Below are 3939 nucleotides of genomic sequence, written 5' to 3'. Positions count from 1 at the left end.
CCGGGCACCCCCCCCGGGCCCGGCCCGCGCCCGCGGGCCGCCCCCGATCAGGAGTGGAAGACGTGATGGACGACGCCCGACGCCCCAAGAGCAGAACCGGATCGGACCGGCAGGAACCGGAACCGGCTCCCGCCCACAGCCCTCGACCGCAGGGCTCCACGGGCCCTGCGGGTCTCACCCGCCGGAGCCTCCTGCACGGCGGGGTGCTGGCCACGGCGCTCGCCGCCCTGGAGCTGGCGGGAAGGTCCTCCACCGTCCCGATGAGGACGGTCTCGGCCTCGTCGCCGGGTGACCGGGCCGGCGTCCCGGCCCTGCCCGACATCCAGTTCGACATCGCCGGCTACACGGCCCCCGTCACCACCGAGGACGGCGTCGAGGTGCAGTTCGGGCCGGTGCACACGCTGTTCGTCACGGCCCGTCTGCTGCGGGCCCCCACCCGCATGGACCAGGCCAAGCTGAGCGGGGCCCTGGCCGCGATCGAACGCGCCTACCCCTTCAGCCCCGCCGGGGTCTTCACGTTCGTCTCGTACGGACTGCCGTACTTCAGCCGGCTGCCCGGCGGACTGCACGGCCCGCTGGTCTCCGCGCACATGCCCCGCCTGACGTCCGCGGCGGGCCGCTACGCCCTGGAGGAGGCGGTGGCCGGCCCCACGGACGTCGGCCCCGCCAACCCCGGGATCGTCAAGCGGCGCTTCAACGTACCGGTGTCCATCGAGGACAACGACCTGCTGTTCACGCTGCGCAGCGACGACGCCGGGCACATCCAGGACGTGCTGCGCTGGCTGGGCGGAAGCCAGGTCCTGGCCGGCCGCCCCCAGCCCTCGCCGCACCTGGAGGACCTCCTGGCCTTCACGTCGAGCCGGGCGATGTTCACCCAGATCGGGCTGCCCCGGAAACTGGCGGACGCCGAGTCGCTCGTGTACGCCTTCATGGTCAATCCGAAGTCGCCGATGTGGATGGGGTTCGCCGACCAGCAGGTGGCCGGGAGCGCTCCGGCCGCGGACGTCACCTTCCGGGCGAGCGGGCTCACGACCTGCGGTCCGGGGGACTATTTCGACCACGGCGCCGTCCAGCACCTCTCGCACGTCATCCTGGACCTCAAGCAGTTCTACGACGTCGACGACGCCGGGGTGCCCGGCGACGACGCCGCCTTCTCGGAACGCGTGCAGTACATGTTCCGCTCCACACCGCCGCCTTCGGCTGGCAACGCCGACCAGATCACGGACGGCGGCGGGCCCGCGTTCCTGCCGAACACCTTCCGCGGCACGGACGACGCGGAGTTGAGCGCCCGGGGCATCGGCACCCCGGAGGGCGAGCACCGCATCGGCCACCTCTCGTGCCTGCAGAGGTCCTCGCGCAGGGCCGACGGCAGCCCGCTGCACCTGCGCATGGACGGGCCGGGGTACGACTCCATGGACGTGCCCGACGGATCCGCCCAGCCCAAGCTGGAGTTCACCGCCTTCGTCCCGACCGCCGAGTTCTTCGCCCGGATGCGCACCGACCAGGCCTCGCTCGACCTGGCGTCACGGCACGGCGTTCCCGAGGACGAGAACGGCCTGGAGCGGTTCCTGACCGCCACCCGGCGCCAGAACTTCCTCACTCCGCCGCGTCGCCACCGGGCGTTCCCCCTCGTCGAGCTGATCTGACGGCGAGGCCGAAGAAGTCCTCGATCACCCGGACCGCGTCGAGGCTGCGGCGGTCCTGTCCGAGGAGGCTGGCGAGCGTCCTGGCCGCGGTCGGGATGGGGGGGCCCCCGCGGTGGTGGGTGTACCGCCCGCGGGGGGGCGGGGTCACCGGCGGGTCCTGGGTTTCGGCGGGGGGGCGGGGGCGGCCCCCGGGGGGCAACCCCCCCCGGCGGGCGGCCGCCCGGGGGGACGGGGCCGTGACGTCCACGCCGTTGCGGCGGGCGTAGTACCGCGCCGTCTCCTGCGCCGACAGGCACGTGCCGCCCGAATGCCGTCCGCCCAGGGTCACCCGGCCGCCCTCGTACGGTACGACCCGGTCGCCGGTCCCGTGGATGATCAAGGTCGGCAGCGGGTGGAGCCGCGAGGTGCGCGGGGCGAAGTTCTCCGCCACCGGCTGTGCCGCGGAGATCACCGCCGCACCGGCGAGCCGCTCGGGGATCTCGTGCAGGAACCGGAAGACGAGGTACCCGCCGTTGGAGAAGCCCACCGCGTGGACGCGGGAGGCGTCGGCGCCGTGGGTGCGCACCAGGCGATCGATGACGGCGGTGGTGAAGGCGACCTCGTCCACGCCTGCCGTGCGGGCCGCGAAGCTCGTGTCCGCGCGGGCGTCGTTCCAGTGCCGGCGGTGGCTGTCGAGGTAGGCGACGATCGCGCCCGACGTGTTCACGACGCCGTCGAGCGCCCTGCGGGTGGCCAGCCGGAGCGTCCGGGCGCTCTGGTAGGCACCGTGGAAGACCAGTACCACCGGCGCGCCCTCCCGCGGGGGAACGGGCCGGACCACGGTGAACGAGCGTCTCAGGCCGCCGGCGTCCAGGGTCTCCCGGCGGACCACCGCACCGTACGGCATGACTGCCTCCCGACCTTTCGAGTGATGTGACGGCATCCAATCAATTTGCACTTGAAGTGTCATTACTTCGGATGCGGCACGTCAAGCCCCGCACCCCGCCGGCCGTACGGTGACCCACGCGGGTGACGCGGCGACGCCCCGTGACCGGCCGGCGGATACCGCTGGTAGAGCTGATGCATGACGGCGGAGTCGGGGACAGAGGGGACCGAGCTGCGGACCTTGCGGCCGGACGAGTGGGACGTGTGGTTCGCCACCCTGGAGCGCGCCTTCGGCGGGGCGCCCAAACCGCCCGCTGCCCGCGAGCTCTGGCGGACCCTGACCGAGCCCGAGCGCTCGCTCGCGGCATGGGCCGGCGACGACTGCGTGGGCACGGCCGGAGCCTTCTCCTTCGGGCTCTCGGTCCCGGGCGGAGCCCTGGTCGCCGCGGCCGGCGTCACGATGGTGAGCGTCGCGGCCACGCACCGCAGGCGCGGGCTGCTCACCGCGATGATGCGGCGCCAGCTGGACGACGTGCACGGGCGGGGCGAGCCCCTGGCCGTGCTGATCGCCTCGGAGCCGGACGTCTACGGCCGGTTCGGCTACGGCATGGCCGCCTACCAGCTCTCCGCCCTGATCGACACCGACCGGGTCCGGCTCGCCGTACCGGACGGTACGGATGCGGTGCGGATCCGGTACGCCGACCCCGTGGCATCACTCGACGCCTGCGAGACCGTGTACGCACAGCGCGTGCCGCTGCGGCCCGGGATGCTGGCACGCCGGCCCGGCTGGGAGCGGCTGGCCGTCGTCGAGGCCGGTGGTCCCGGGCCCGCCGGCGGAGCGCCGCTGCAATGCGTGCTCGCCGAGCGCGACGGGGCCACCGTCGGGTACGCCCGTTTCCGCAACAGGCCGGAATGGGATGCGAGCGGTCCCCGGGGCACGGTCGTGGTGGGCGATCTGGAGGCGCTGGACCCGGCCGCCCACGCCGCCCTGTGGGAGTTCCTGTTCTCCATCGATCTGACCTCGTGGCTCTCGCTGCCGAACCGGCCGGCCGACGATGCGTGGGTGCACCTCGTGTCCGACGTCCGCCGTTGCCAGATCCGCCTGCGCGACGCGCTGTTCGTGCGGCTGGTCGACGTCCCCGCCGCGCTGCGGGCCCGGACGTACCGCACGCCCGTCGAGGTCGTCCTCCAGGTCGAGGACCCCGTCTGCCCCTGGAACGAAGGGCGTTGGCGGCTCATCGGGGGCGTCGACGGCGCGCAGTGCACGCGCACCGGCGCCGACCCCGACGTGGCGTTGTCCGTACGGGATCTGGGCTGCGCCTATCTCGGCGGCACGTCGCTCGCCGCCCTCGCCGCGGCGGGGGGGGGTGACGGTGTGGGTCCCCGGTCCCCGGGGCCGGGGTGCCCGGGCTTAAACAGAGAACGACCC

General features: G+C 73.7%; 3 protein-coding genes. 2 read left to right on the top strand and 1 reads right to left on the bottom strand.

Translation table 11 applies throughout. The annotated features are described in order from the left end of the window. Window positions 1-1646: hypothetical protein (locus tag ACFXA3_RS37845; protein WP_385195043.1), on the top strand; the 1646-nt coding region annotated here is incomplete at its 5' end. Here the strand turns inward: ACFXA3_RS37845 and ACFXA3_RS37840 are convergent. Further along, window positions 1597-2532: an alpha/beta hydrolase family esterase gene (locus ACFXA3_RS37840; protein WP_385195041.1), complete on the bottom strand. Its 936-nt coding sequence runs from the start codon at window positions 2530-2532 to the stop codon at window positions 1597-1599. The genes ACFXA3_RS37845 and ACFXA3_RS37840 overlap by 50 nt on opposite strands. A 177-nt stretch (window positions 2533-2709) precedes the next feature. Between ACFXA3_RS37840 and ACFXA3_RS37835 the strand changes: the two genes are divergently transcribed. Continuing rightward, window positions 2710-3939, top strand: a 1230-nt coding sequence (locus ACFXA3_RS37835) for a GNAT family N-acetyltransferase (RefSeq protein ID WP_385195038.1), incomplete at its 3' end; no start/stop codon positions are given.

Origin of the sequence: Streptomyces sp. NPDC059456 (assembly GCF_042750055.1) — a bacterium.
Lineage (GTDB): Bacteria > Actinomycetota > Actinomycetes > Streptomycetales > Streptomycetaceae > Streptomyces.
The sequence above is the reverse complement of the archived record's forward strand: the minus strand, read 5'-3'. Positions and strand labels throughout refer to the sequence as shown.